Annotated in this window: 29 protein-coding genes, 1 tRNA gene and 2 pseudogenes; 16 read left to right on the forward strand and 16 right to left on the reverse strand. The window is 67.8% G+C overall.

What is annotated here, in order from left to right; translation table 11 throughout:
* Window positions 1-74 precede the first annotated feature (74 nt).
* Window positions 75-1,271, forward strand: coding sequence for a cytochrome P450 (locus ACLJQF_RS18570; RefSeq protein ID WP_410610189.1), 1,197 nt, complete (start codon window positions 75-77; stop codon window positions 1,269-1,271).
* Window positions 1,272-1,292: 21 nt separating this feature from the next.
* On the opposite strand, the gene ACLJQF_RS18575 is transcribed toward ACLJQF_RS18570, so the two are convergent.
* Window positions 1,293-3,041, reverse strand: a complete 1,749-nt coding sequence (locus tag ACLJQF_RS18575) for a non-ribosomal peptide synthetase (protein WP_410610191.1) — start codon at window positions 3,039-3,041, stop codon at window positions 1,293-1,295.
* Window positions 3,042-3,288: 247 nt separating this feature from the next.
* Here ACLJQF_RS18575 and ACLJQF_RS18580 point away from each other — a divergent pair, with 247 nt between their 5' ends.
* The 3 genes from ACLJQF_RS18580 to ACLJQF_RS18590 all read left to right on the forward strand — a co-directional run bounded on the left by ACLJQF_RS18580 (window position 3,289) and on the right by ACLJQF_RS18590 (window position 6,410).
* A complete protein-coding gene (locus tag ACLJQF_RS18580; protein WP_410610193.1) occupies window positions 3,289-4,890 on the forward strand; it encodes a (2,3-dihydroxybenzoyl)adenylate synthase in 1,602 nt (533 codons plus the stop codon).
* Between the two features lie 524 nt (window positions 4,891-5,414).
* The gene (locus tag ACLJQF_RS18585) at window positions 5,415-5,849 is read left to right on the forward strand and encodes a VOC family protein (RefSeq protein WP_410610194.1); all 435 of its coding nucleotides are present in this window, start codon (window positions 5,415-5,417) and stop codon (window positions 5,847-5,849) included.
* A gap of 357 nt (window positions 5,850-6,206) precedes the next feature.
* Complete coding sequence (locus ACLJQF_RS18590) at window positions 6,207-6,410, forward strand: TetR family transcriptional regulator C-terminal domain-containing protein (protein ID WP_410610350.1); 204 nt, start codon at window positions 6,207-6,209, stop codon at window positions 6,408-6,410.
* On the opposite strand, the gene ACLJQF_RS18595 is transcribed toward ACLJQF_RS18590, so the two are convergent.
* On the reverse strand, window positions 6,367-7,122 hold the full coding sequence (locus ACLJQF_RS18595) for an SDR family NAD(P)-dependent oxidoreductase (protein WP_410610195.1): 756 nt from the start codon (window positions 7,120-7,122) through the stop codon (window positions 6,367-6,369). The two genes, ACLJQF_RS18590 and ACLJQF_RS18595, sit on opposite strands and share 44 nt — an antisense overlap.
* 219 nt (window positions 7,123-7,341) lie before the next feature.
* Between ACLJQF_RS18595 and ACLJQF_RS18600 the strand changes: the two genes are divergently transcribed.
* The gene (locus tag ACLJQF_RS18600; protein WP_410610196.1) at window positions 7,342-8,187 is read left to right on the forward strand and encodes an alpha/beta hydrolase; all 846 of its coding nucleotides are present in this window, start codon (window positions 7,342-7,344) and stop codon (window positions 8,185-8,187) included.
* Window positions 8,188-8,350: 163 nt separating this feature from the next.
* On the opposite strand, the gene ACLJQF_RS18605 is transcribed toward ACLJQF_RS18600, so the two are convergent.
* The 6 genes from ACLJQF_RS18605 to ACLJQF_RS18630 all read right to left on the reverse strand — a co-directional run bounded on the left by ACLJQF_RS18605 (window position 8,351) and on the right by ACLJQF_RS18630 (window position 13,132).
* Entirely contained in the window at window positions 8,351-8,857 is a 507-nt protein-coding gene (locus ACLJQF_RS18605) for a helix-turn-helix domain-containing protein (protein ID WP_410610199.1), read from the reverse strand.
* Window positions 8,858-9,190: 333 nt separating this feature from the next.
* A complete protein-coding gene (locus ACLJQF_RS18610) occupies window positions 9,191-9,319 on the reverse strand; it encodes a 3-hydroxyacyl-CoA dehydrogenase NAD-binding domain-containing protein (RefSeq protein WP_410610201.1) in 129 nt (42 codons plus the stop codon).
* A gap of 331 nt (window positions 9,320-9,650) precedes the next feature.
* The gene (locus ACLJQF_RS18615) at window positions 9,651-9,905 is read right to left on the reverse strand and encodes a hypothetical protein (RefSeq protein ID WP_410610203.1); all 255 of its coding nucleotides are present in this window, start codon (window positions 9,903-9,905) and stop codon (window positions 9,651-9,653) included.
* A 199-nt stretch (window positions 9,906-10,104) separates the two neighbouring features.
* A complete protein-coding gene (locus ACLJQF_RS18620; RefSeq protein WP_410610204.1) occupies window positions 10,105-10,368 on the reverse strand; it encodes a hypothetical protein in 264 nt (87 codons plus the stop codon).
* A 458-nt stretch (window positions 10,369-10,826) separates the two neighbouring features.
* On the reverse strand, window positions 10,827-11,603 hold the full coding sequence (locus tag ACLJQF_RS18625) for a helix-turn-helix transcriptional regulator (protein ID WP_410610205.1): 777 nt from the start codon (window positions 11,601-11,603) through the stop codon (window positions 10,827-10,829).
* A 545-nt stretch (window positions 11,604-12,148) separates the two neighbouring features.
* On the reverse strand, window positions 12,149-13,132 hold the full coding sequence (locus ACLJQF_RS18630) for a TOMM precursor leader peptide-binding protein (RefSeq protein ID WP_410610207.1): 984 nt from the start codon (window positions 13,130-13,132) through the stop codon (window positions 12,149-12,151).
* A gap of 609 nt (window positions 13,133-13,741) precedes the next feature.
* Between ACLJQF_RS18630 and ACLJQF_RS18635 the strand changes: the two genes are divergently transcribed.
* Both ACLJQF_RS18635 and ACLJQF_RS18640 read left to right on the forward strand, forming a co-directional pair.
* Window positions 13,742-14,581 carry an AfsR/SARP family transcriptional regulator gene (locus ACLJQF_RS18635; protein ID WP_410610209.1) on the forward strand — a complete coding sequence of 280 codons (840 nt, stop codon included), beginning with the start codon at window positions 13,742-13,744 and terminating at the stop codon, window positions 14,579-14,581.
* A gap of 82 nt (window positions 14,582-14,663) precedes the next feature.
* Entirely contained in the window at window positions 14,664-15,344 is a 681-nt protein-coding gene (locus tag ACLJQF_RS18640; protein ID WP_410610210.1) for a winged helix-turn-helix transcriptional regulator, read from the forward strand.
* A gap of 12 nt (window positions 15,345-15,356) precedes the next feature.
* Here the strand turns inward: ACLJQF_RS18640 and ACLJQF_RS18645 are convergent.
* A pseudogene (locus tag ACLJQF_RS18645) lies at window positions 15,357-15,528 on the reverse strand (acyl-CoA dehydrogenase); the annotation flags it as partial.
* A 66-nt stretch (window positions 15,529-15,594) separates the two neighbouring features.
* On the opposite strand from ACLJQF_RS18645, the pseudogene ACLJQF_RS18650 reads away from it, so the two are divergent.
* Both ACLJQF_RS18650 and ACLJQF_RS18655 read left to right on the forward strand, forming a co-directional pair.
* Window positions 15,595-15,786, forward strand: a pseudogene (locus ACLJQF_RS18650) (helix-turn-helix domain-containing protein); the annotation flags it as partial.
* Between the two features lie 59 nt (window positions 15,787-15,845).
* Complete coding sequence (locus ACLJQF_RS18655) at window positions 15,846-16,304, forward strand: hypothetical protein (RefSeq protein ID WP_410610212.1); 459 nt, start codon at window positions 15,846-15,848, stop codon at window positions 16,302-16,304.
* Here ACLJQF_RS18655 and ACLJQF_RS18660 read toward each other — a convergent pair.
* The 5 genes from ACLJQF_RS18660 to ACLJQF_RS18680 all read right to left on the reverse strand — a co-directional run bounded on the left by ACLJQF_RS18660 (window position 16,296) and on the right by ACLJQF_RS18680 (window position 20,257).
* Window positions 16,296-16,368 (reverse strand) — tRNA-Ala (locus ACLJQF_RS18660). The two genes, ACLJQF_RS18655 and ACLJQF_RS18660, sit on opposite strands and share 9 nt — an antisense overlap.
* A 53-nt stretch (window positions 16,369-16,421) precedes the next feature.
* On the reverse strand, window positions 16,422-17,246 hold the full coding sequence (gene glpR / locus ACLJQF_RS18665) for a gephyrin-like molybdotransferase receptor GlpR (protein ID WP_410610214.1): 825 nt from the start codon (window positions 17,244-17,246) through the stop codon (window positions 16,422-16,424).
* 163 nt (window positions 17,247-17,409) lie between these two features.
* The gene (locus ACLJQF_RS18670) at window positions 17,410-18,078 is read right to left on the reverse strand and encodes a GNAT family N-acetyltransferase (RefSeq protein ID WP_410610216.1); all 669 of its coding nucleotides are present in this window, start codon (window positions 18,076-18,078) and stop codon (window positions 17,410-17,412) included.
* Window positions 18,078-19,355: a gephyrin-like molybdotransferase Glp gene (gene glp / locus ACLJQF_RS18675; RefSeq protein WP_086847382.1), complete on the reverse strand. Its 1,278-nt coding sequence runs from the start codon at window positions 19,353-19,355 to the stop codon at window positions 18,078-18,080. Before glp ends, ACLJQF_RS18670 begins: the two co-directional genes overlap by 1 nt.
* A complete protein-coding gene (locus tag ACLJQF_RS18680) occupies window positions 19,352-20,257 on the reverse strand; it encodes a UTP--glucose-1-phosphate uridylyltransferase (RefSeq protein WP_410610217.1) in 906 nt (301 codons plus the stop codon). The genes glp and ACLJQF_RS18680 overlap by 4 nt, the downstream gene beginning before the upstream one ends.
* Before the next feature lie 24 nt (window positions 20,258-20,281).
* Here ACLJQF_RS18680 and ACLJQF_RS18685 point away from each other — a divergent pair, with 24 nt between their 5' ends.
* From ACLJQF_RS18685 to mscL, 4 genes are all read left to right on the forward strand, one after another.
* Window positions 20,282-20,872, forward strand: coding sequence for a 5-formyltetrahydrofolate cyclo-ligase (locus tag ACLJQF_RS18685; protein WP_410610219.1), 591 nt, complete (start codon window positions 20,282-20,284; stop codon window positions 20,870-20,872).
* Between the two features lie 86 nt (window positions 20,873-20,958).
* Window positions 20,959-21,270, forward strand: coding sequence for an FmdB family zinc ribbon protein (locus tag ACLJQF_RS18690; RefSeq protein ID WP_410610221.1), 312 nt, complete (start codon window positions 20,959-20,961; stop codon window positions 21,268-21,270).
* 130 nt (window positions 21,271-21,400) lie between these two features.
* Entirely contained in the window at window positions 21,401-22,024 is a 624-nt protein-coding gene (locus ACLJQF_RS18695) for an SAF domain-containing protein (protein WP_410610223.1), read from the forward strand.
* A 56-nt stretch (window positions 22,025-22,080) separates the two neighbouring features.
* Window positions 22,081-22,500: a large-conductance mechanosensitive channel protein MscL gene (gene mscL / locus ACLJQF_RS18700; RefSeq protein WP_410610224.1), complete on the forward strand. Its 420-nt coding sequence runs from the start codon at window positions 22,081-22,083 to the stop codon at window positions 22,498-22,500.
* Between the two features lie 5 nt (window positions 22,501-22,505).
* On the opposite strand, the gene ACLJQF_RS18705 is transcribed toward mscL, so the two are convergent.
* Window positions 22,506-23,024, reverse strand: coding sequence for a hypothetical protein (locus ACLJQF_RS18705; RefSeq protein ID WP_410610360.1), 519 nt, complete (start codon window positions 23,022-23,024; stop codon window positions 22,506-22,508).
* Complete coding sequence (locus ACLJQF_RS18710) at window positions 23,021-23,521, reverse strand: molybdenum cofactor biosynthesis protein B (RefSeq protein WP_410610225.1); 501 nt, start codon at window positions 23,519-23,521, stop codon at window positions 23,021-23,023. Before ACLJQF_RS18710 ends, ACLJQF_RS18705 begins: the two co-directional genes overlap by 4 nt.
* Window positions 23,522-23,644: 123 nt before the next feature.
* Here ACLJQF_RS18710 and ACLJQF_RS18715 point away from each other — a divergent pair, with 123 nt between their 5' ends.
* From ACLJQF_RS18715 to ACLJQF_RS18725, 3 genes are read left to right on the forward strand one after another with little or no spacing between them, the layout of a single operon-like run.
* The gene (locus ACLJQF_RS18715; RefSeq protein WP_410610227.1) at window positions 23,645-24,718 is read left to right on the forward strand and encodes an NAD-dependent epimerase/dehydratase family protein; all 1,074 of its coding nucleotides are present in this window, start codon (window positions 23,645-23,647) and stop codon (window positions 24,716-24,718) included.
* Between the two features lie 19 nt (window positions 24,719-24,737).
* Window positions 24,738-25,061, forward strand: coding sequence for a type II toxin-antitoxin system Phd/YefM family antitoxin (locus ACLJQF_RS18720; protein WP_410610228.1), 324 nt, complete (start codon window positions 24,738-24,740; stop codon window positions 25,059-25,061).
* Window positions 25,058-25,318 carry a Txe/YoeB family addiction module toxin gene (locus ACLJQF_RS18725; protein WP_410610230.1) on the forward strand — a complete coding sequence of 87 codons (261 nt, stop codon included), beginning with the start codon at window positions 25,058-25,060 and terminating at the stop codon, window positions 25,316-25,318. Before ACLJQF_RS18720 ends, ACLJQF_RS18725 begins: the two co-directional genes overlap by 4 nt.

Here is a 25,318-nt window from a genome sequence, read left to right on the forward strand (position 1 = left end):
CTCCGGACTCGACGAGTCGCCTAGTCACGCTGGCAATTGCTGTCCGCGCAAAGGTCCGGCTGAAGGAGACGCAGGTGGGTGCTGGCGAGTTTCTCGATCTCACGGATCCGGCGACGTTCGTCCGGCACGAACCCCGTGACTATTGGCAGGTGATTCGGCCGCAGCATCCCATCTACTGGCACGACTCCCCCGGCGATCTGCCGGGATTCTGGGTGGTCACCAGGTTCAGCGACATACAGGCGGCGTACCGCAACGCCAAATTCCTGAGCTCGGCGCGCGGCACCGTGCTCGACGTACTGCTGCACGGCAACGACTCCGCAAGCGGCAAGATGCTCGCCGTCACCGATCGCCCCCGCCACCAGCAGTTGCGGAACCTGATGCTGCGGGCGTTCTCCCCCAAGGTCCTCGGACCGGTGGTCAAGCGGGTCGAGCAACGCACCCGGAGTCTGGTCGCCAGCGTGGTCGATGTGGGCACGTTCGACTTCGCCGCCGAGGTCGCCGAGCACATCCCGATGACGACGATCTGCGATCTCCTGTCGATCCCCGACGGCGACCGCGCCGAGCTGCTTAGGTGGAACAAGCTGGCGCTGTCCGCGGACAGCGAGGAGGTTGACGACCTCGACTCGCTGATCGCCCGCAACGACATCGTTTCCTACTTCATGGATCTCGCCAAGCACCGCCGGGAGAACCCCGGCGATGACGTCATCACCATGATCGCGAGCACCCAGGTCGACGGCGAGCTGCTCAGCGAGGAGGAGGTCGCCCTGAACTGCTACAGCCTCATCCTGGGCGGCGATGAATCGTCCCGGATGTCAGCGATCGGAGCGGTCAAAGCGCTGGCCGAGAACCCTGGGCAGTGGGCCGCGCTGCGGGCCGGCGTCGCCTCCCTCGACGACGCGGTCGAGGAGGTGCTGCGCTGGGTCACGCCCGCTATGCACTTTGCCCGGACCGCGCTCACCGACCTGGAGATCGCCGGTCAGAAGATCCGGGCCGGGGACATCGTCACTTTGTGGAACACCTCGGCCAACGACGACGAGACAGTGTTTCCCGATCCGCGAACCTTGGACCTGGCACGCAAGTCCAACAAGCACCTCACCTTCGGCCACGGGCCCCACTTCTGCGTCGGTGCGTTTCTGGGCCGGGCGGAACTGCGGGCTCTGTTGTCCTCGCTCGCGGAGTCGGTGCGTTCAATCGAGCTGGATGGCACGCCCTCGCGGATCTACTCGAACTTCCTGTTCGGCTACAGTAGTTTGCCCGTCAGCTTCCGGTGAGCGGGCCGTCTCAGTCGCCGGTCAGACGGCTCTCTCCACCACTAGCGCCAACTCCGAGATACTGCCGGCCTCGAAGAGTGAGCGGATCGGGATCTTGATGCCGAGGTCCTGCCGGATCCGGGCGGCCAGCTTCGTCGCCAGCACAGAGTGCCCACCGATCTCGAAGAAGTTCTGATCCGGGGTGACCACCGGCAGGCCCAGGAGCTCGGCGACGATCGCGCACAGCACATCGGCGTACGGCATACCCTCCTGCCAGCTGAGCTGTTCGGCAGGGGGCTCGGCGGGGCGCGGTCGCAACGCCTTCCGGTCGATCTTTCCGTTGTGCGTCGTCGGAAGTTGGTCGAGCAGGGTGACTGTCGACGGCACCATGAATTCCGGCAACATACGGCGGACATGGTGGCGCAGCTCCGACTCGGTCACTTCCGCCCCCGGCGACGTCGTCACGTACGCAACCACACGGGCGTCTGCCAGTTCCCCTTCCACCGCAGCGACGGCGAGTTTGACCGCGGCGTGACCGGCCAAGGCTGCCTCGACCTCGGCAAGCTCGACCCGGAAGCCACGAACCTTCACCTGGGCATCGGCGCGACCCGAGAAAAGGATCTCTCCATCAGTCCGACGCGAGCCGCGGTCGCCGGAGCGGTACATCCGGCTGCCGGGTGCTCCCTGTGGATCGGCGACAAAACGGGTGGCAGTGAGGCTCGGACGGTTGAGATAACCGCGGGCCAGCCCGGGCCCGGACAGGTACAGCTCCCCTTCGGCGCCGTCGGCAACTTCTTGCATGCGCTCGTCGAGCACCTGGACGGTCTCGCCGAGCCAAGGCGTCCCGATGGTGATCTCGTCGACAGCCGGGTCGACCGGTCCGCTGAGGGTGGAGCCGACAGTCACCTCGGTCGGACCGTAACCGTTGAAGAGCCGTCGACCGGGTGCCCACTTGCGGACCAAGGTCGGCGTACAGGTATCGCCCGTCGACATCACCGTGCCGCCTAGCAGAACGCCATCGGCGTCAGTGGCACTCAAGGCCACCGGCGGCAAGGTCGCGTGGGTGATCCGGTGCTTCAGCAGGGTTTCCCGCAACGGATCTCCCGGCAGGACGTCGTCTGAGGACACCATGACCAGCGCGGCTCCGGACAGAAGCGCAAGGGTGATGTCCCAAAATGCGGCGTCGAAGCTGATCGACGCCCACTGCAGCACCCGGTCACCAGGGCCCGGACCGATTCGGTGCGCGTGAGTTGCGAGCATATCGCCCGTACCTGCATGAGTCACCGCCACGCCCTTCGGCGTACCAGTGGAGCCTGACGTGTAGATCACGTACATCAAATGGGATGTGTACAACGGAGACAGCCGCTCAGCGTCAGTCAGGTCGCCGGTCGCCTCACCTTGGATGTCCTCCTGCAGGTCGGGGTCGTCTATCACGTAGTCGGCCACCTCGCCACTCAGGCAGGGAACCTGGCTCGACCGGATCACCAGGACGGGGCTCGCGTCGTCGATGATGTGCGCCAGCCGATCATCAGGGTAGGTCGGGTCCAGCGGAAGGTACGCGCCGCCGGCCTTCAGCACGGCCAGCAGCACGATGATCAGCTCGTCCGAGCGCGGTATGGCGACCGCCACCAAGGAATCCGGCCCGACTCCCAGGGCCACCAAGCGCCTGGCCAGCTGGTTCGCGTGGGTGTTCAGCTCGGTGTAACTCAAACTGATGTCACCGAAGATGACCGCGGGCTGGTCGGGGAAGCGGGCAACAGTCGACTCGAACAACTCCGGAACCGTGGACAAGGTCAACTCCTTGGATCAGCCGACTCATGGAAGGGACACCGCACCTGCTACGGACCCTAGAAGCCCAGGCCGATGACGACCATCGAACTGACAGAGACAGGACAGCGCCGAACCAAACCCGCACGGGGCTCCTGTCGCGTCTCTGTCAGCACGATTGCCTGACGGCGGCGGATGCCAGATGGTGAAGACCGTTGGCCTGTCGTACCGCTGATCCTCAGTTCGATATCTAGTCTGATCGGGAGCCGAGATGCTCGAAGGCTGCGTTTCCTGGCCCGACGAACTCGCCGAGCAGTATCGCCGCCAGGGTTACTGGCAAGGGCGATCACTGGGCGAGCTCCTGGAGGCGGCCTGCGCCGAACATGCCACCAAGGTGGCTGTCGTGTACGGCGAGCAGCGGCTCACGTACGCGGACCTCGCAACCCGCTCCGACCTCGTAGCCCGGCAGTTCGTAGCTCGTGGGATCGGCCCGCTCGATCGGGTCGTCGTGCAGTTGCCGAACGTGCCGGAGTTCGCGACCGTGGTTTTCGCGTTGTTCCGGCTGGGTGCCATTCCGGTGCTGGCTCTGCCGGGGCATCGCAAGCACGAGCTCGTTCACCTGGCCTCGCAGTCCGGCGCCGTCGCACTGATCGTGATGAGCGAGTTCCGAGGCTTCGACTACCGGCAACTCGCCCAAGAGGTGCAGCAAGACGTCCCAGGGGTCGAGCAGGTGCTGATTGCGAACGAGCTCGCCGACAGCGCGCCGGAGACGCGGTATTCGCAGGTCGATCCGTCCGAGCCGGCTTTCTTTCTGCTCTCCGGCGGGACGACTGGTCGACCGAAACTGATCCCCCGCACGCACAACGACTACGCGTACAACATGCTGGCTACCGTGGACGCGCTCCGGGTCGACAGCACGTCGACGTACCTAGCCGTGAACCCGGTCGCCCACAACGCCGCGCTCGGTTGCCCTGGGCTGTTCGGAACGCTGCTCGTCGGTGGCAAGGTCGTACTCGCCCCGACTTCTCGGCTGGCGGAGCTAATCGGGCTCATCCGTGCGGAGCAGGTCACGCTCACGACGTTGGTACCGGGAACCGTGCGGCTTTGGATCGACTACGCGCAGCGGACGCCTGTCGACCTTTCCGGCGTCCACTTGCAGATCGGCAGTTCCAAGCTGACACCAGCGCAGGCCGAGGAAGCGCGCAAGTTCCTGAACTGCGACCTGAGTCAGTGGTTCGGTGTCGGCGAAGGGCTCCTCACCTACACTCGGCTTGACGACCCGGATGAGGTGAGGTTCAACACCGAGGGCCGTCCAATGGCTCCCGACGACGAAATCCGGGTTGTAGACGACGCCGGCCACGACGTACCGGACAACGTCGAAGGTGAGCTACTGGCGCGAGGTCCGTACACCATACGCGGCTACTACCGTGCCGAACAGGAGAACGCCGACTCCTTCACGTCGGATGGGTTCTTCCGGACCGGGGACCTGGTGCGACGTAGGTCGGACGGCAACATCGTCGTCGTCGGCCGGCTCAAGGACGTGATCAACCGGTCTGGCGACAAGGTTCCGGTCGAGGAGGTGGAGGAACAGCTCATGGCGCATCCCGGCGTCCGGGACGCGGCGGTCGTGGGGGTCGAGGACCCAGTACTGGGTGAGCGCACCTACGCATTCGTCGTACTGCGAGACGAGAGCGTCGAGCTCCAAGCCCTGAAGGTATTCCTGCGAGGTCGCGGTCTCGCGACCTACAAGATCCCGGACAAGCTCGTGTCCGTCTCCGAACTGCCCCGCACGCCGGTAGGTAAGGCAGACAAGGTCGCACTGCGCGCCCTGGCCGCCCTCACCCCGCCCGGCGCCAGCGCACAGGCGGCATGAAACACCCCCGCGCCGGGCTCCGAGTTCGGCTCGCCCCTCGCCGCGCAAGCATGGGCGTCGTCCTCGCCGGGGTCAAGGCCAAGCCCTCCGGGTGGCCTCCGGCCAGCCTTGACCCCTCCTGCGGGCGTGCGCCCAACAGCAAGCGGACCGAGAGCGAACCCAAAGGAAAGATCCACAAAGTTCACGTCTCTACGGTTCAAGGGGATTGCCGGCAAGACCGAGGACGAAATCGGCCTATCACTGGCCCCCTGTGCGCCCACCCCGACAAGTGGGCTCAATATCGCGGAAACCTCACCGTTTTCGACTCCAACGGCGTCGCCTTCGAAGATCACCTCGCCCTGGATGTCATCCTACAAGCCGCCGAACAACTCGGCCTTGGCACCAAGCTCTCCATCGAGAGTCACCCCGACGACGTACTCGACCCCTACTCCATCCGCGGCCACGTGCCTGCGACTCCCAGCTGACTTGCTGGGCCCAAGGTGTCGGCCAGGGGCCGTCACCCCTTCCTAGCCCCGGAGGGGCCGGTGTACAACCCCGACGCTGGATTCCCCGGAGTAGTCGTCGAACTTGGCTACACCGACGTACCGGCCGCCGTAGCCTGGCTCGCCCGGGTCTTCGGCTTCCGCGAACTACTCCGCCAAACCGTCGACGGCACTGTCTGCCACGCCGACCTACACACCGGTGCTGGCGTCGTCATGCTCGCCAAGGTCGGCGAGCGGCTCACCATCCCGCCCACCGGTGTGCCAGCCGTTGCTCAGCTGATCGTCTGGGTCGATGACGTCGACAAGCACTACGCCCACGCGCGCGCCGAGGGCGCCCAAACCCTCCACGAACCCCGCGACAAACCCTGGGGCCTACGGCAGTACCTCGCCCTCGACCACGAGAACCACCTGTGGGAGTTCACCGAGCACGTCCGTAACGTCCCCGCCACCGAGTGGGGAGCGACGACCTTCGCATGATCGACACCGCCTCGCTACAACGGCAGCCGAAGGGATCACCTCGGCCTCGGTCTTCGGTCCGACGAGAAGCTGGTGAGTAGCCGGGGCGGGATCGCACCGCCCGGCTCTCACAGAACCGGACTTGAACCTCTCGACTCATCCGACTCGGGAGTGTCAGATCAACTGACACACCCCTCAACGACGACGAGCGAGCCGCCGTCGACGAGGGGCAGACCGCCCTCGACAGCCTGTTGGGACGGCTGATCGACGTTCCCACACGATCGGGGAGCACGCCACGCGACATCGGTGTCCCGGCGACCGCGACCTTTGCTGCCGATCGTCTCGGTGAAACAGGGCAAACAGGAATAAACTTGACAAATCAGATTCCACAGATGCGCACGCGGTGACGGCCGTACCAGTAAAGCGGAGACTGCGGCGGTAGCGCTGGCCGCGTTCGCTGATGGAGTGGCAGTCCACCGTGCGCTAGAGCCAGGCCTGATCACGAAAGAACGTGCCCGTCACCTGGCATGCAGCCGGATCAACTGGTCCGGCCGCCGTCGACCGGGAAGAGCACACCGGTGACCCACCCCGACGTGTCGTCATCGAGGAGCAGGGTGACCCACCGGGCGATCTCATCGGGTTCGCCGAACCTCTCCAACGGGGTCGATGCCAGCAAGTCCGCACGGAGGGTCTGGGTCTGTGGACCGGTAAGCCCCAGGTCGTCGTACATCGGCGTGTCGACCGGGCCGGGCAGGATCGCGTTCACCCGGACCTGTGGCGCCAGCTCCCGTGCCCACGACCGGGTCAGGCTGTTCACAGCGGCCTTCGTCGCGCCGTAGAGGGATCGGTTCGGCATCGCCAGAAGGCCACCGACCGACGACACGTTCACCACCGCGCCACGATGCTTACGCAGTTCCGGTAAGCAGGCCCGCAGCACGTTCACCGGTCCACGGAGGTGCACCGCGAACATGTCGTCCAGATCGGACGGCGAGGAAAACTCGATCGGCGCGAAGCGCGCCAGGCCGGCATTGTTGACGACTCCGCTCACCGGACCGCACCGATCCGTCAGAGTCCGTACCGCGTGCTCGACCTCGGCTGCCGAACCGACGTCGGCGGGCAGCGCTACCACGTCACCGGGCTCGTCGCTGAGGTCATCGCGCAGAGCCAGCAGTGGTTCCTTGCGCCGACCGATCGCGCCTACCCGCGCGCCTGCCCGGCACAACCTTGCACACGTCGCACGGCCGATCCCCGAACCGGCGCCGGTCACGACTACAGTTCTGCCGGACAAGCTCATCCGCGTACGCTCCTCACTTGCAGTTTCCACGACGCTTCGCCCACAGCTGGCCGCATGCTGACGGCACCAGACGCTACACGTGCGCCACGACACCGACCACACCTACGAAATGTCTTTGAAAGATGCTTTAGATCGGTCTTTCAGAATTCTGTTAAGCAGTCGAAACGTTGCCAAGACAAATGTTAGCGTGTGATACCGTACTAGTTGGGGGTTATGATAATGACGACCATCTGGGGCGACTTGGACCAACAGTACTCGCCCAGCTCGTGCATTACCGACATCGAGTACTACCTACACGAGTACGCCACACGTAGCGCAGGCGCCCGAGCCACATACCGGCATCATACCGTGCACTATGGGTATTCCGATGTCGAGCAGCTTGACCTCTTTCCGCATTACGACAGCAACACACTGCTGGTCTACGTGCACGGCGGCAACTGGCAGCAGCTCAGCAAGAACGAGTCCAGCTTCGCCGCGCCTGCCGCCTTGCACGCTGGCGCGGCCTTCGCTGCCCTGGGCTACGGTCTCGCACCGAACTACGACCTCGACGTGATTGTGGCAATGGTGCGCCGTGGCCTGCTGTGGCTGGTGGACAACGCGGACACCTATGGCATCGCGCCGGGCCGGATCCACCTCAGCGGCAGCTCAGCGGGTGCGCACCTGGTCGCCATGGCCCTAACCGACGGCTGGCTGCCCGACGGGCGGACACCAGCCGAAGTGTTCGGCTCAGCCACACTGCTCAGCGGCATCTACGACCTCGACCCAGTCCGGCACAGTTACGTCAACGATGCACTGAGCCTCACGGAGGAATCGGCTCGCCGCAACAGCCCCATCCAGCACACCCCAGTCAAGGCGCCACCGATCACCGTCGCCCGTGGCGGACTCGAGACACCGGAGTACGCCCGTCAGCACGACAACTACGTCGCTGCCCTACGTGCGAACGGAATCGCCGTCGAGGAAATGGTCCTCGCGCACCGAAATCACTTCGACCTGCCGTTCGACCTCGCCAACCCGGACACACCTGTCGGCAGCACCTTGGTTCGACTGCTAACCAGCAACAGTTGAGCATTGCGAGCGGTCGGCAGCCAGCCGACAGTGCTCCCCGGCGTGCTTCGGGTGATGAGCGGGCACAGTGCCGCGTGGTCGAAGCTGGCCGTATCGGCGATGCGCACGTGGCAGCGATCGCGATCACGTGATCCAACGAGAAGTCCGCACCAGAGGCTTTGCTTCAGGAGCGCATAGCCTCCAGGATGTATCCTCGGCCCCACGCGGTGCGGATCGACAGATCGATCGACTGAAGTCTTCGGCGGAGCCGCATAATATGCAGGTCGAGCGAGTTCCTTGTAAGGGTCGTTACCTGCGTTGCCAAATAGTTCGTGAGCTCGTTGCGGTACACTACCTCGCCGAAGCGTTCGACGAGCAGGGCCATGAGGTGGGCCTGAGTGGTCGAGATCGTGATCGAGTGACTTCCGAAAATTAGAGTTCCCGCTGAGTCGATCCTCGGCGCCCGGCGGCTGTCGAACCGGTTCTGCAAGGCATTGACCCTCGCATCCAGGTCAACCCGAGATATCGGCTGGCGAGCCCAATCTTCAATCGGATCGTTGCTGACCGGCGGTACCGCGCCTCCTTCTACGACAAGTAATCGAGGTCTCCCCTCAAGCTGATAGCGGTTCCGCAGGTCCGCCTGCGCGGGCCACCTGACGAAGACTACGTCGGAGTTCCGACTCCCCATCATTAGTCCTCCAGTCCCAATCAATAATCGCTTGTAGAAATATTCATCCCCGAGCTCTGCGGCGCCGACGTCGACTGGAGGGACTGAAGGCCCCCGCGATCCACCAGTTCGTAGACCGTTCCGACCCCATGTCGAACCGGTTGGTGCTTGCCCGGGAACCTCGCCGATGATCTTGCGGGTGATGCCTCAGTGCGTCCGCTTCATGGCCCGCCAGTCCCGCATCGACAGTCGCCGGATCACCAAGGTCCCCGGCGACCACGGGATGCCCTGGAACGTAGGCACGACGACATCGGCGGGCTCCCGCCCCCGGGGTGAGCGGAACGCCCGCGCCGCGACTCACCGCGGCGGCGAGCGCGTCGGCGTCGGGTCGGCCAGCCGGACGCGCACACCGCTGCGGCTCGGCGCAGGCACGATCGACGTGCCGATCGTGCCTGCGCCGAGCACGGTCACAGTGCGGAGGTCCACGAGAACGACGGTACGGCCGCCTATCGGAGGTCGTCCTCTCTTCGAGTGCACACTCCCCCGTTCATCCTGGGGTGAACTCGTGGTTCTGCAAGCACCTGGATGGCCTTTGCGGGGTTGTCCGGCGCGTCCGGGGTCGGCCGGGCTGCGTCGTCTCGTCGATCGTGGTGCCGAAGGGCGCGGACCCGTACTCGTGGATGGAGCCGACCTCGTTCCGAGCAGCACAGCTCGCACAGGGGTGGGGCGCCTCTGCTGATCGTCGGCACCTGCCGAAGTCGCCGGTCGCTCCGATGACCGCACGCAAGTCCAAAAGCAACGGTGGCATCACCCGCAGCTATGCTCGGCTGGCGAGCAGGAGCCGCTGCACTCCCGCCACCGAGGCTGCCGCGACGATCCGCCTTCGTTCGAGCAGCTCTTCCGCCTCGGCCAACGGAACCCAGGCGATGTGCTGGGACTCGTGGCAGTCGACTGGCGGACCGACATAGCTGGCCCCGTGGCCACGGAGCACGAAATGCTCCGCATTGGCGATACCGGCCATCGGCTGGACATACGACAGCTCGGAGAGCCGGTGCGGTCGCCAACCCTCCACGTGTCGGTTATATACCGGTGCCGCCACAGCATCAACACCCGGTCCGCCTCGGTCACCGCGACGGCAACCGAGGGCGGCACCCTGACCAGATGGTGCTCGCACGTGACCCCGGTGGGAAGCTCCACCTCGGACAGTGCGAGATCGACCCACGGGCTGCGGTAGATCGCCCGTTCGTTGCACACGGTCCACGTACGCGCGTTCATAACGTCGCTTCCAGTGCGATGCTCGTCTCGTAGTCGGGAAGCAGGCCCCGGTCCAGCGCCTCGGCGAGGGAAGGCGCCGACTGATCGCGTTCGGACACGGTGGGCGGATTCTCGATCGGCAGGCCCAGTTCCGGGTCCAGCGGCGACACGGCGAGGTCCTCCTCGATGACGTAGTCGCGACGCGAGCGGCTGTGCCCGGTCTGCACGACCGGGAACCGGTGCCCGGTCGTGTGCATCATCACCGGCTCCTGGTAGGTCACGACGAGCACTCCCTGGCGTCCCGGAACGTGGCGGGGCTGAACACGTGGGCATCCCCGACCAGCAGCTCCCTCGTCTCCGTGTCGGCAGGCACGCTGCTCGCCCCGTTCGTGGTAGATGACCGGCGGCTCACGGCAGGGCCGCTGCCGCAACGCGGCCTGCTGCTCGCCGAGGAACTCCCGGTAGGCAATGGTCTTCCCCGTTTCCGCAGTCCGGGATATTCATGTTCGGCTCCTTTCTTCGCCTCTCGCCGACGGATGCTGCTCCACTTCCGGATGCGGACGTCGGCACACCGCCCACGCGTCCGGAGCCGGGCCGCCCAGCGAGACCGAAGCCGCCCTCGATCGGCAACTCAATCCTCAGGTCAGGACGCGGCCGGCGAAGCTCACATCGGCCAGCGAGGGGGCCAAGAACCTGCGGCGCAGGGCGCCGAACGTCGTCGCCATCATCGCTCCCCTGGTCAGGCCGCAACCCGCAGCTCGGGACGGGCCAGATCGCGGCTCATACCGTGTGGGAAGGTGTCGGAGGCCAGCGTGATCGCGATGGGCGGATCGGTCGGTTGCAGGTCGCGCAACCGCAGGTGCACCCTGGTGGCGCCACCCGGCGACACGGCGACCGGCTGCCGAACCGTGCCGAGGTAGATGCTCTCCGCGCCCCCGCCGTGCGCGCCCTCGGCGACCGCGAGCACGGTCCACCGCCCTGGCGGCACGTCCGAGATGGTCAGCCTGGTCGAGCCGACACCGGCCTGCGCGGCGTACGCCACGGGCCCGCACTGCGGGATGCGCTCGGCGAACAGGCCGACCAGCACGTTGGCCGGTGCGGCCTCGGCAGGCAGGTCGACCGTGGCGGACACCGACGCCGCGCCCTGCACGGGCAGCCCGTTCGCGCCGGGCAGTGCCTCGGCCGGGGGCACCCGGTGGAAGTCGGGGCTTACGGCGAGCAGCAACTCGCGTACCTCCGGGCTGCGGTACTGGGTGGGGGTCATGCCGACCGCCTTGGTGAACCGGCTGGTGAACGTGCCGACGCTGTTGTAGCCGACGCTGCACACGACGTCGGCCACGGTGAGATCGGTGGTCAGCAGCAGCCGCTTGGCCTCGAACAACCGGACGGCGGTCAGGTAACGGCCCGGCGTCACGCCCGTCAGCTCCGCGAACACCCTGGAGAGATGAAAGGGGCTGACGAACACCTCAGCCGCTATCTGGCCGAGGGTGATGGGGTCGAAGTAACGATCGCGCATCGCCGAAATTGCTTGCTGGACGGCAAGTTGCATAGGTCTCTCCTCCGGTCCTCGAGAACGATCCGCAACCGCCGGATCCACTCGACTCCCCAATGGACTCCAGCATTTCCGGCACAGTCCGTACCCCTGGAGATAAAAATGTCCTACCTGCTGTGGTCCCTGCTCACTCGCGGCCTCTCACTCGCTTCCGAGTCACCGCACGTCCCTGACCGGGCGGCTCGGCCCCAGTTCGCGTCGTGGTCTGCCCCGGCCACGACCTACCGGAGCGCCGCGCGAGGTGCGGCGACGTTCCGGCTCGTCATTGTTTCCGACGTCTGTGTCGACGAATCGCGCCGTCAACCTCGTCTGGGAGCTAGCATGACCCCACCTGTTCTCACGCACGTCAAAGAGGGGTCAAGGACCAGACAAGTCAGTGGTACCCAGCCGGTGGCACGGGCAGTGCGCACGCGATTGACCGCTGGGGGGGTGTCCCTATCAGCGGTCCCTCGATGCCACCAGACCCGGTGACACCACCCCCCGGATCATGCGAGCGACTGGGGCGTTAGTCATGCCGGGCCTGGCGACCACAGCTCTAGGGCGGGTCCCCTGGAGTCCTGCCTGATCTCCTTGATCACCCCGGTCACCGGGCTGACCAGGTACTGGTACCGCTCGCGGACCTGTTCCGGGGTCAGCGCGCGATGCTCGCCGCCGGAACCCGAGACCTTGCGCACCGGGCGTAGCCGAACCGGCCTGCGCGCCTGCGCGGCGACCAGGGAGGTGTCACCGCACTCGGCGCACTGCGGTCGCGCCCGCAGCTCGTGGATCCTGCCCCGCAGGTCGAGGCTGTCGAACGTCCACACGCATCGCTGGCCGTGGTGCCGGTAGCCAGCCAGCCACTTGCTGGCCTCCAGCGCCACGAGATTGGCCGCGGTGGCGACCAGGGGCGGCAGGGAGACCGGGGGCCGGGCGGCGGGTCCCTCGTGACCGAGCATCGACTGCACGCATGCCTCGGCGTGCCGGTGCCCCCACAGGCGCGTGGCGAGGCAGTGCCAGCACGCCGACTCGCCCGGCTGGAAGACCGGGCCCAGCCATACTTGTGCGCCGATCGGCTTCGCGAGCAGCCACGGGGTGCGCGCCGCCCGGTGTGCCGCGTCGATCTCGGCCAGCCCGGGTTGCAGGTAGTCGTCGCAGAGCACCACGGTCAACTCGGTCCCGCCGGCGGGGCGGGGGCCGGTGCCGGTGATCACCGGCAATCCGGCCGCCCGCAGCGCCTCCGCCGCCGCGGTGGTCTCGACCGCCTCGCTCACGGCGAGCAGGCCGACGGCGCTGGCGGCAGGCCGGGCCGCGGAACCGCCGGGGTCGACGTCGCAGGCGTCCCAGAACGCGAGCGCGGGCTCGCTGGTGCTGGTCGCACCCGGCGTGCGAAGCACGACGAGGCCCGCCTGCACCAGCCGCTCCAGCACCCTGATGGTCTGCTCGGCCTCCATCTTCCCCGGCCTGGCCCGCAGCACGGCCGCGATGTCCTTGGTGCCGTCGAGCAGGGCGACCACGGCGCCTACCCGTGCTCCGCGCAGCGCCGTTACGCCTCGTTCGGAGAACAGGAACGCGCCATCCTCGGGGCTGATCTCGGCTCGTAGTTGCGCTTGAACCCGATCAACTGCGCTCTATCGGCACCGTGGTCCATCAGCAGCTTCCTCACACGCCTCGGCCTTGGTCCAACCGGTCGGACCCAGCCGCAACCGGCGAGGGTTGCTCCACTGGTCGAATTCGTCTATTTGTAGATCGATGGAGTAGACATTGCTGGACTGTTCGGAGTAGTATTTGCTGCCATCTTGCGTACTTTGCTGGACCCGATTAGTCATCACTACCCTCAGTATTGTGCAGCACGTGACTAACCAACAGACTCCTAGTGGTTCGGGAAAGTCAGTGCTGTGCGAGAAATTCTGGTTTCGTGTCGCCGATATCACCAGTGCACAATCCATGAACCGCATATGCGTTGACCATAGGTGCGGCGGGCCGGATTCAAATCGGTATTCGTGGCCGGTGCACTGCCGCGGCCACGATCGATCTGCCAGTGTTCAGGAATCGACCGTCGCTTGGATCGACATACAACTGGGTGGACGTCAACCAGCGACGGAAGTCACCGATGGGAGCCACGTATGTTGGATTCCGACCTGGCGTTATGGGACCGATTTGACGACGCCGCGGCCGGGTTCGCCGGCCAGCCCAACGGTGGGCCGCACTTCACCCTGCTCGGCCCCTTGGAGGTCCGCAAGGACGGCGAGGACCACGCGCCGACGGCACCGAAGGTGCTCCAGGTGCTGGCGATGCTGCTCATGCGTCCCGGCAAGGTCGTGCAGGGTGACCTGATCATCAAGGAGCTGTGGGCAGGCGACCCGCCCCGCGGCGGCCGGACCACCATGCAGACACACGTCTGGCAACTGCGCAGGTACATCGAAGCCAACGGATTCGCCAGCGACGGCGACCAGATCATCGTGACCAGGGCACCCGGCTATCTGCTGCGCGTCGACCCTGGCCAGGTCGACGTCGCCGTGTTCCAGCGGCTGGCCAGGGAGGGCAGGGCGCTGTTCGACCGGCAGCACTACGCCGAAGCCGCCATCGTCCTGCGCAAGGCACTGGACCTGTGGGGCGGGCCGCCGCTGGCCAACGTGACATGCGGCCCTGTGCTCTCGGTGTATGCGACCGATCTGGAGGAACAGCGACGAAACACGCAGCGCCTGCGCATCCATGCCGAGATCGAGGCGGGCATGTACCACGACCTGATTGGCGAGTTGCGGTCGCTGATCGCCGCCAACCCCCTTGACGAGGGCCTCAACGGCCAACTGATGCGGGTGCTCAACCTCAGCGGCAGGCGGATCGAGGCGCTGGACCTCTACCGGCAGTTCCGGGCAAGGCTGAGCGGCGAGCTCGGCCTCGAGCCGTGTAACGAGCTCCAGGAGCTGCACCACGTCCTGCTCTCGGACCAGTCGCACCGCTGAAGGGGCCACGCGCACAGACCAGCTTTCGAACGCAAACAACAACACCTACTCCGCCCACACCGGCGTAGAAGGGACGCACATCATGACCGGTCGAACCTACGGGCAATTCTGTGGCCTCGCCCGCGCCCTCGAGCTCGTCGGCGAGCGATGGTCGCTGCTCGTCGTGCGAGACCTGTTGCTCGGCCCGAAGCGATACTCGGACCTGCGGCAGACCCTGCCGAAGCTGCCACCGAGCATGCTTTCCGGCAGGCTCAACGAACTGGAAAAGGCAGGCGTGCTCCGGCGGCGCGTGCTGCCGCAATTGGACGCGGCCGTGGTCTACGAACTCACCGAGTACGGCCGTGAGCTGGAACCGGTGCTGTTGCAGCTAGGGCTGTGGGGCGCGAGGGCACTGCTCGACCCCGCGCCGGACGACCTGTTCACCATGGACTCCGCGATCCTTTCGCTGTACACGACGTTCCGGCCGGAGCACGCGGCGGGCGTCAACGTCAGCTTCGAGATCCGCTATGGCAACCTGATCGTGCACGCCTTCGTGGACGACGGCGCGCTCAAGGTCGCCGAGGGCGCCCTTCCCGGGGCCGACCTCGTCATCGAGTCGGTCGGCTCGATCCAGCCGCTGCTGAGCGGCAGGCTGAGCCCGCTGGCGGCGATCGAGGCCGGGATCCTGCGGGCGAGCGGCGACCTCACCCTGCTGGACCGGTTCGTCGACCTCTTCCACATCCCGGCGCCCCCGGCCCCGGTGGAGGGCCTCGCCGTCCGTTGACCCTGACCGCCTTCACTGTTCGGTCACCATCGGCGCGGCCAGGAACTGCTCCGGGATGGCGAACGCGTCGACCAGCGTGCGGGCGTGCGGGGCGGAGTTGCTTGCACAGCTGGTTGACGGCGGCGACCACGGCCTTGCCCCTGCTCGCGCTCAGCCGCCCGTGTTCGAGCAACCACGCCCGGTCTGTCGTCGCTTCGTGAAAACTGACCCCCGGGAGTCCTCCGAAAGTTGACCCCTCTGAGGTAGGAGGGTGCTGAACGTGGAGGACTGGGCGGAGATCCGCCGGTTGCATCGGGCCGAGGGCGTGCCGATCAAGGAGATCGCCCGGCGGCTGGGGATCGCGCGGAACACGGTCTGGGCGGCGTTGAGATCGGACGGGCCGCCGAAGTATGAGCGGGCGGCGCGGGGGTCGGTGGCGGATGCGTTCGAGCCGCGGATCCGGGCGTTCTGCGCAAGCAGATCACGGCACAGCTCAAGGAACTTGACACGAAGGAGGAGAACTTGATCGACCTCGCCGCCGACAGCACGCTGCCTCGGACCAAGGTCAAGGAGAAGCTGCGCGACATCGCACGCGAGCGCCGCCGACTGGAGGAGCGCCTGGAAACAGCCAACGCCGACCTCACCGACAGCGCCCAGCTCGTCAACGCCGGCCTTGCCCTCCTCGAACAGCCCGACCAGCTGTATCAACGCTGCAACGACCAACAGCGCTGCCTACTCAACCAAGCGATCTTCCACACCATCTACATCGAGGACGACAAGATCACAGACGGCGAACTCCGTGAGCCCTTCGGCGAACTCCACGCCATCCAAGGTCAGCGGGCCGCAGAACCGGCGCGGAGGGCACAACCAAAAGGACCACCCGCGATGCGGGTGGTCCTGGCTCGCCGTCAGGCGTCGCGGTCCTACTGCGCGGCCTTCATTCAGGCACTTGTTCCAGTAAGACTCCTAGGGTGGAGCTGAGGGGAATCGAACCCCTGACCTTCTCGATGCGAACGAGACGCGCTACCAACTGCGCTACAGCCCCTTGGTTGTGCTCGTAGAGCTTAGCAGTGCCCTACGAGCACCCCACGCAGGGGGTCACTCCCCGACCGCGCGGCGGTACGGGCCGGTCCCGGGCTCGTCGAGCTCTTCGAACGCCGGGTCCTCGTCGTCGAGGTCGACGACGACCGCGCTGCGGCGGACGCGGGATGTCGGGGACGGCCGGCGCTCGACCACCTCGCGGCGGACCGGCTCGACGACCTCGACGTCCTCGGCTTCCGGTGCTTCCGTGCGGTCCTCTTCCTCCACCGCGGGAGGCGCGGAAGGACGCCGGGGCGCGCGAGTGCTGTTGAACCGGGCGAGCCGGCGCTGCCGGATCTCCTCCTCGATGCGCACCTGGCGGCGCAGGTACACCAGGTACCCGACGAGCACGACGTCGATCGCGCCGTGGCCCCACCAGGCCAGCGGGTAGACGACGCCGGCGACGACCCCGGTGATCACCGCGATCACCAGCAGGACGACGACGATGCGCTGCCGGAAGCCGTACTTGGCGCGGGCCGCGATCTCGGCGGCTTCAGGATCGAAGCCACCTCGGCCGGGCCGGTAGCCGGGCCGGTCGCGTTCGGCTCGCGAGCCGCGGGCCGGCTGCGGGAGCGGCTCGGGCTCCGGTTCCTCGAGGTCGTCGTCGAGTTCGAGATCGGCCTCCAGCTCAGCGAGGTCGTCCTCCACCGAAGGCCGGGACTTCCCGGAATCGTCGGACATGGCGAATTCCTCCCGGTCTTCGTTGCGTCCACTGCGCACGACCCTGGCCGCGAGCGCCGAGTCGGTCGTTCTCGCGACCTGCTGTCGCCGTCGCGCGACCATGGGCACGAGCACGACGAGCCATGCCGCGGCGAGCGCGACGATGATCACGGAGCTGGGCATCTCCCGTCACCTCCCCCGATCCTTCCACCACGAATCACGTTAGTCACAGGAGTAACAGATCGGACGGAGGCTCGCCGGGTTCGATCACGGAAATGCCTCACCGGATTAGGTGAAACTCACAGCATGTGGTAACGCGGCTACCGACCCGGGTGGGTAATCACGTTCAGGCGTAGTCGGCGCGGCCCGTCGCGACCAGCCGCGACACCAGCCCGGTCCCGGTTTCCTCGCGCGTCACGGCGTAGCAATAGTGGTCCCGCCAGCCGCCCGCGACGTCGAGGTAGCGCTCGAACAGGCCTTCCCGTCGATAGCCCGCCTTGGTGAGAACCCGCAGGCTGGCGGCGTTTTCCGGACGCACGGTGGCCTCCAGCCGGTGCAGCCCGGCCGGGCCGAAGGCGTGGTCGGTGACGAGCGCGACGGCGGCCGTCGCGACCCCGCCGCGGACCACCTCGGACGACACCCAGTAGCCGATCCAGGCCGACCGCAGTGACGCCCGGATGACGTTACCCACAGTGATCTGCCCTGCGAGACGACCGTCCAGGGTGATCGTGAACGGGAGACACTGACCACGGCGAGCGAGCGAACGCAGCGCCGCCCACTGCGACGGCCACGACCAGAAGGCGTTGCGTTCCGGCCACGGGCCGATGCCGGTCGGCTCCCACATTTCGAGGTGTGCGCGGTCCCGGAGCCGGATCCGGGACCACTCGCCGGCGTCCCGCAGCCGGACCGGCCGGATCGCGACCTCGCCCGCGGGCACCCGCAGCGGGCCGAGCCGAGCCGGCCAGCCCGGGTGTCGGCTTTCCACCGGGTAGGACACGCCCGACACGGAGTTCATCAGGCTCGTTGCGCCAGGAAGGTGACTTGGACCTGTTCGCCCGCGGGCACGTCGGTCGCCTCTTCCGGCACGTTGATCAGGCAGTTCGCCTCGGCCAGCGACGCGAGCAGGTGCGCCCCGGACTGGCCGAGCGGCTGGACCAGGTACTCGCCGTTGGCTTCGTCGCGCAGCAGCTGGCCGCGGAGAAAACCGCGCCTGCCCTCGGTCGAGGTGATCGGCGACAGCAGCCGCGCGCCGACGATCCGCCGGTGCGGGTTGCGGGTGCCGCGCGCCGCCCGGATCAGCGGCCGCACCAGCACCTCGAACACCACCAGCGCGCTCATCGGGTTGCCCGGGATGAGGAACGTCGGCACCGAGTCGGGGCCGAGCCTGCCGAACCCCTGGACCGAACCGGGGTGCATCGCCACCCGCGTCATGTCGATCCGGCCGAGGTCGGACAGCGCGGCGTGGACCTCGTCGCCGGTGGCACCTCCGGCGCCGCCCGCGACCACGACGATCTCCGACATCAGCAGCCGTCCCTCGACGACCTCCCGCAGCCGCTTCGGCTCGCTCGGCACGATGCCGACCCGGCTGACCTCGGCGCCCGCGTCCCGGGCGGCCGCGGACAGCGCGTAGGAGTTGACGTCGTAGACCTGCCCGACCGACGGCGTCCGGTCGATGTCGACCAGCTCGTCGCCGACCGACACGATCGACACCCGCGGCCGCGGGTAGACGAGGACCTTCGCCCGGCCGACCGCGGCCAGCAGGCCCACCTGGGCCGAGCCGATCGTGTCGCCGCGGCGCACCGCGACGTCCCCGATCTGGACGTCCTCGCCGGCCCGCCGCACGTACCCCGCCGACGGCACCGAGCGGTGCACCGTGACCTTGGCCTGGTGCCCGTCGGTGTAGGCGAGCGGTACGACGGCGTCGGCCAGCGTCGGCAGCGGCGCGCCGGTGTCGACGCGCACCGCCTGGCCGGGCTGGAGCCGCCGCGGCTGGCGCGAGCCCGCCGCGATCTCCCCGACGACCGGCAGTTGCACCGGCTCCTGGCCGGCGTTGCGGACGTCGACGCTGCGCACCGCGTACCCGTCGATCGCGGCCTGGTCGAACCCGGGCAGCGCGTGCTCGGCGACCACCTCCTCGGCGCAGAGCAGCCCCTGGGCCTCGGAGATCGCCACGCGCACCGGCTGCGGCCGGACGGCGGCGTCCAAGGTCATCGAGATCTGCGCGTCGACCGAGCGCAGCTCGGCCTCGTCCCCGGCCACCTCGGGCCGCGCCGCGTCGAGGGATTCCGTCATGGGCGCTCTGTCCCGAGCCGTTCCGTCAGCCACGCCCGTAAAGATGGACCGTACTCGGGCGTTTCAAGCGCGAAATCGACCGCGGCGCGCAGGAAACCACCCGGATTCCCCAGGTCGTGGCGTCCGCCGCGGTGGACGACGACGTGTACGGGGTGTCCCTCGCTGATCAGCAGCGCGACCGCGTCGGTCAGCTGCAGCTCGCCGCCGCTGCCCGGGGTGATCCGCTTGAGCGCGTCGAAGATCGCCCGGTCGAGCAGGTACCGCCCGGCCGCGGCGTAGGTCGACGGCGCGTCCTCCGGCTTCGGCTTCTCGACCATCCCGTGCACCCGCTTGACGTCTTCGTCATCGGTGTCGGTGACGTCGAAGACGCCGTACGGGGAGATCTCGGCCTTCGGGATGTCGAACGCGCAGAGCACGCTGCCGCCGTACTCGGCGCGGACCGCGCTCATCCGCTCCAGCACGCCGGTGGGCAGCACCAGGTCGTCGGGCAGCAGCACCGCGACGGCCTCGTCGTCCGGCCGCAGGTTCGGTTCGGCCTGCGCGACGGCGTGGCCGAGGCCGAGGGCCTGCTCCTGGATGGCGGTCTCGACGGCGAGGAGGCCGGTGCCCCGGCGCACCTTCTCGAGCAGTTCGGTCTTGCCCTTGCTTTCGAGGTTCTGCTCGAGCTCGGGCTGCTTTTCGAAGTACCGGACCACGGCGTCCTTGCCCGGCGAAGTCACGATGATCAGGCGTTCCGCACCGGCGGCGGCGGCCTCGGCGGCGACCAGCTCGATCCCCGGGGTGTCCACCACCGGCAGGAGCTCCTTGGGCACGGCCTTCGTCGCCGGGAGGAACCGTGTCCCGAGGCCGGCGGCAGGCACGATGGCGGTTCTGAACGTCTGGGTGGTTGCGGCGCCCGTCATGGGCGCAGAGCCTAACGTGAGGTCATGCACGCGCTGGGCAATGAGCACCTGAGCAAAGCGGAGTGGCGTGACCGGGTGACGCGCGCCCGGGCGGGGCTGGCAGCCGAATCGCACGCGCGGGAGGCTTCGGCGCTGGTCAGTGCGGTGTCGAAGGTCACAGCGAGCACCGTGTGCGCGTACCTCCCGTTCGGCACCGAGCCGGGCACGACGGCGTTCGTCGACGCGCTGGTGGCGGGCGGTGCGCGGGTGCTGCTGCCGGTCATCCTGTCGCGGACGGATCCGCTCGACTGGGCCGAGTACACGGGCGAGGCCGATCTCGTGCCCAGCCGCTTCCGGGGCATCCGTGAACCTGGCGGAAAGCGCCTGGGTACCGACGCCGTGGGGGCGGCGGAGCTGGTACTGGTGCCCGCGCTTGCCGTGGACCGCCGGGGTGTCCGGCTCGGCCGCGGGGCCGGCCACTACGACCGCTCGCTGGGCTGTGCCGCGGCCGGGGCCGCGCTGCTGGCCGTCGTCCGGGACGAAGAGCTGGTCGAACGGCTGCCCGGGGAGCCGCACGACGTGCGCATGACCGGGGCGTTGACACCGGGTCGAGGCGTGGTCGAGCTGCCGGTGTGAGCAACCTGGAATTGCTTTCGGGGAATGTCTTCCCGCACAATTGGGTTGGCACTCTGGTCGGATGAGTGCCAGCAAAGGAGCCGTCAGTGCCTACGTACCAGTACGCCTGCAAAGAATGCGACCACCGGTTCGAAGCCGTGCAGTCGTTCTCGGACCCCAGCCTGACCGTCTGCCCGCAGTGCTCCGGGGTGCTGCGCAAGGTGTTCAGCTCGGTCGGCGTCGTCTTCAAGGGGAGCGGGTTCTACCGCACGGATTCGCGTGACTCGAGCAAGTCGAGCACCACGTCAGCCCCGACGAAGAGCGAGACCAAGACCGAGACCAAGACGGAGTCGAAGTCCGACACGAGCTCGGCATCCTCCTCTTCGACCACGACGAAGACGGCCGCCGCGGCGTCCTGACCCGCGAGTTATCCACAACACCCCGGTTGTCCACAGATGCCGGACGTGGCCCTTCCGGCGGCCCGTCCGGCTTCCCTAACGTCGATCTCGTGCGGCACACCGCCGCACCCGATCCGGCCGAGGGGGCCCCGTGGACATCCTGCCGAAGCTCCGCGCACTTCATCTGACCAGGCTGCAGAGCCGGCGAACGCGGCTCATCCGCCGCTGGCTCGCCCTCGGCTTGCTCGTCCTGGGCGGGCTGTTGCTCGTCCACCCCGGCTCCGCGCGAGGCGCACCGACCGTCCTCGCGGCACACGACCTCCCATCCGGCGCGACGCTGCGCGCTGCCGACGTCAGGGTGGCCGACCTCCCCGACGAAACACGTCCGATGGGCGTGCTGAGCACCCTTGACGCCGTCGACGGACGCCTGCTGGCGGGCGCCGTCCGGGCCGGTGAGCCGCTGACCGACGTCCGGCTGGCCACGGTCCCCGACCCGGGAGATCCCGGCACAGCGACCGTGCCGGTCCGGCTGGCCGACGTGGCCATCGCCGAACTGCTCCGGCCCGGGCAGCGCGTCGACGTCGTCGCGGCGCCGGAACCGGCCGCGCCCGCCTCCGCGTCCGTCCTGGCGAGTGGGGCGACGGTCGTGACGATCGGGCACCGAGAGCCGTCCGCGCTCAAGGGGCCACTGGTGCTGCTCCGGCTCCCGGAGGCATCCGCGACGAGGGTGGCGGCGATTTCACTGGAGCGTCCGGTAACGGTTACTCTCCGCTAGCCTGCGCCCGCCAAGACGGGCGGCGGCGTCCCCGTCCCGGTCCGTGAGGAGTACCAGTGTTCAAAGGCTTCAAAGACTTCCTGATGCGCGGCAACGTCGTCGACCTCGCCGTCGCGGTGGTCATCGGCTCGGCGTTCACCGCCATCGTCACGGCGTTCACCAGCGGCCTCATCAAGCCGCTGATCAGCACGATCGGCGGCATGGACGCCGCGAACGGCCTCGGGTACCAGATCTTCGACAACAACAAAGCCACGTTCTTGGACTTCGGCGGCGTGATCAACGCGGCGATCAACTTCGTGCTGGTCGCGGCGGTGGTCTACTTCGTGATCGTGATGCCGGTCAAGAAGGTGCAGGACCGCCGCAAGCGCGGCCAGGAGCCGGGTCCGTCGGAGCCGACGGACGTGGAACTGCTGATCGAGATCCGCGACCTGCTGCGCGCCCAGCAGACCCAGCAGCGAGGCACCGACCGCGACTGACGAGGTCAGCGGTCGTGGTGCGGTGGCCGGTTCTCCCGGTACCAGTCATCCGGGAGACCGGTACGCCGCTCGGGGTCGCGCTCATCGGAAGTCGTCTCGGGCAGGACGTCCCCGAAGATCTCATCGACCCGGCGGCGCTGCTCGCTGGTCTGTGGCTTCCGCTGTTCGCCCGGCATGACCCCAGTGTCCCACGACTGTTCTTTGACAACTCCAAAGCGAATCTCAACGGAGCTCCGCCCGGCTCGCGCCACCGCTCCACCCCGGTGGTGGCGGGCTCGCACCTCGTCCCGCCACCCGCGGATCTGCGCTTCGTCGTGCAGGAATCCACCGCCCGGCCAGTCCGGTAGATCGATTCCCGCGAGCAGGCCGAGGGCCCACAGCCGGTCCTCGTCGAGGTCGACCACGCCCGCGAAATCGTCGCTGAGCCACCGCATGGCCCAGCGGTCGGCTTCGTCCCGAGTGGTCCGTCCGGAGAGGACGTTGTCGAACCAAGCCTCGATCTCGCCGAGGTCCGGCCCGGTCACACCTCTTCGAGGCCCGAGAGCTCGTCGATCACGTGCGGAACGAGCGAGGTCAGGGTCGCCATCCCGTCGCGGACCGCGGACCGCGACCCGGCCAGGTTGACCACGAGCGTGCTGCCCGAAACCCCGGCGAGCCCACGCGAGATCCCGGCGTCGACCGCGCCGGCGGCCAGCCCGGACGCGCGGATGGCCTCGCTGATGCCCGGGATCGGCCGGTCGAGCACACCGGCGGTGGCGTCCGGGGTCCGGTCACGCGGCAGCACACCGGTGCCCCCCACGGTGATCACCAGGTCGGCGCCGCCGATCACGGCGGTGTTGAGCGCGTTGCGGATCCCTGTGGTCTCGGCCTCGACGACCACGACACCGTCGACGATGAAGCCCGCTTCTTCGAGCAGCTCCGTGACCAGCGGGCCAGTGGTGTCCTCGTGCTCGCCGTGCGCCACGCGATCGTCCACGATGACCACGAGGGCCCGGCCCAGCCGTTGTGCACTCCGTTCCATGGCGCCCACCGTAGCCGGTTTCGGCGGCTGGGCGCCGGGAGGTGCCGGGTGAGTTCTGACGATTCCGTGACGTGCCGCCGTGGGCTCCTGCGGGCCCTGCCGGAGACCCCTAGCGTGGCCGGTGTGCGCGTACTGGTCACCGGCGGAGCCGGGTTCATCGGGTCCCACATCGCCGACCTCCTGGCCGACGGCGGCGACGAGGTTGTGGTGCTGGACAACCTCCTCCCCACCGCCCACGGTTCCCGCACTCCGCCGCCGTACACCGGCAGGCACCGGTTCCTGCGCGGCGACGTCACCGACACGGAAATCGTCGCGGAGGTGTTGGACGGCGTCGACGCGGTCTGCCACCAGGCGGCGGTGGTGGGCCACGGCATCGACCCGTCCGACGCACCGTCGTACGCCCTGCACAACGACTACGGCACGGCGGTGCTCCTGGCCGGGATGCACGCGGCCGGCGTCCGGAAGCTGGTCCTGGCCTCGTCGATGGTCGTCTACGGCGAAGGCCGCTACGCCTGCCCGGACCACGGCGTGGTGGCACCGTCGCCGCGCCGCCGGTCCGATGTGGACGCGGGCCGGTTCGAGCCGCGCTGCCCGTCGTGCGAGGCGGAGCTGAGCTGGCAGCTGGTGCCCGAGGACGCGCCCCTGAACCCCCGCAGCACCTACGCGGCGACGAAGCTGGCCCAGGAACACCTGGCCGGCGCCTGGGCCCGCCAGACGGGCGGCACGGTGTGGGCAATGCGCTACCACAACGTCTACGGCCCGCGGATGCCCCAGAACACGCCCTACGCCGGCGTGGCGTCACTCTTCCGTTCGGCACTGGCGCGCGGCGAGGCCCCCCAGGTCCTGGAAGACGGCCGCCAGCAACGCGACTTCGTCCACGTCCACGACGTGGCCAGAGCCAACGTCCTGGCGCTGCGCACGGACGGCCCGGCGGCCGAGATCACCCCGCTGAACATCTGTTCCGGCACCCCGCACACGGTGGGCGACCTGGCGACGGAGCTGGCCCGAGCCTGCAACGGCCCAGCACCGAAGGTCGCCGGCGGCGCCCGCCCGGCCGACGTCCGCCACGTCGTCGCGGACCCGGCCCGCGCCCGCGAGCTGCTCGGCTTCACCGCGGAAATCGCCTTCGCGGAGGGCATCGCCGACTTCGCGACGGCCGAACTCCGGGCACCAGTCGCTCTGTGCGCGAATCGCTGAGGAAGCACCGGCGCTGCTCGTGGGCGGGATCACCCTTGCAGACACCCTCCCTTCGACGTACAGAATCTTGTACGTCGAAGGGAGGGTGTCTGTGAAGACCATGAGCTACTCCGAGTCTCGAGCGAAGTACGCCGAGACGCTCGACTCCGTGGTCAATGACCGCGAAGAGGTCGTGATCACGCGCGCTGGGCACGAGCCGGTCGTGATCGTTTCCCTCGACGACTACCAGTCGCTGAAGGAAACCGCCTACCTGCTCCGCAGCCCGGAGAACGCGCGGCGGCTGATCACTGCCATCGAGCGACTGGAGTCGGGCGGCGGGACACAGCACGAACTCGTTGAATGAAACTGATCTGGGACGAACACGCGTGGGACGACCACCTCTGGTGGCAGACCGAAAACCGGAAGATCCTCAAGCGCATCAACGAGCTGCTCAAAGACATCGAACGCAACGGTAACGAAGGTCTCGGCAAGCCGGAACCGTTGAAGCACGGCTTCCAGGGCTACTGGTCTCGTCGCATCACGGACGAGCACCGACTCGTCTACAAGGTCGCTGTCGATGAGATTCGGGTCGCAGCCTGTCGCTATCACTACGGAAAGTAG

This window comes from Amycolatopsis sp. lyj-109, from assembly GCF_046548995.1.
GTDB lineage: Bacteria > Actinomycetota > Actinomycetes > Mycobacteriales > Pseudonocardiaceae > Amycolatopsis.